This is a genomic window from Streptomyces ipomoeae 91-03, assembly GCF_000317595.1.
In the GTDB taxonomy this organism is placed as follows: domain Bacteria; phylum Actinomycetota; class Actinomycetes; order Streptomycetales; family Streptomycetaceae; genus Streptomyces; species Streptomyces ipomoeae.
Window position 1 is genome coordinate 1 of sequence record NZ_AEJC01000447.1, and the last position, 449, is coordinate 449.

The 449-nt window shown below is 80.8% G+C and carries 1 pseudogene; it reads right to left on the reverse strand.

Features of this window, described 5'->3' with window-relative positions:
* Positions 1–449: pseudogene (locus STRIP9103_RS29620) on the reverse strand (serine/threonine-protein kinase); the annotation flags it as partial.

Here is a 449-nt window from a genome sequence, read left to right on the forward strand (position 1 = left end):
ACGGTGGTGGCGGCCCCCGACGCGGGCACCGGCGGCTGCGGCCCACCCACAGCGGGGCCTGCGACCGCGGGCGACGCGCCTGTGGCGTGCCCCGCGGCAGGCTGCGGCGGTCCGAAGCCCGGGGCCGCACCAGCGCCGGCACCTGCGCCGGTGGCCGGGCCGAAGCCCGGCGGCACCGACGGCACGCCGCGCTCCGTCTCCTGCCGCGGCCGGGGCGTGGGCCCGGCCGGGCTCGGTGTCGCGGTGTCGAGTGCGTCCCCGGAGGCCACGGCCTCCAGCAGTCGGCGGGCCCCGTCGGCGTCCGGGCGGGCCTCCGGGCGCTTGTCCATGAGCTGTCGCAGAACGGGACCGAGGGCGCCCGCGCGCCGGGGTTCGGGCAGCGGGTCGCCGACGATCGCGGTCAGGGTCGACCAGGTGGACGTGCGGCGGAACGGGGACGTGCCCTCCAC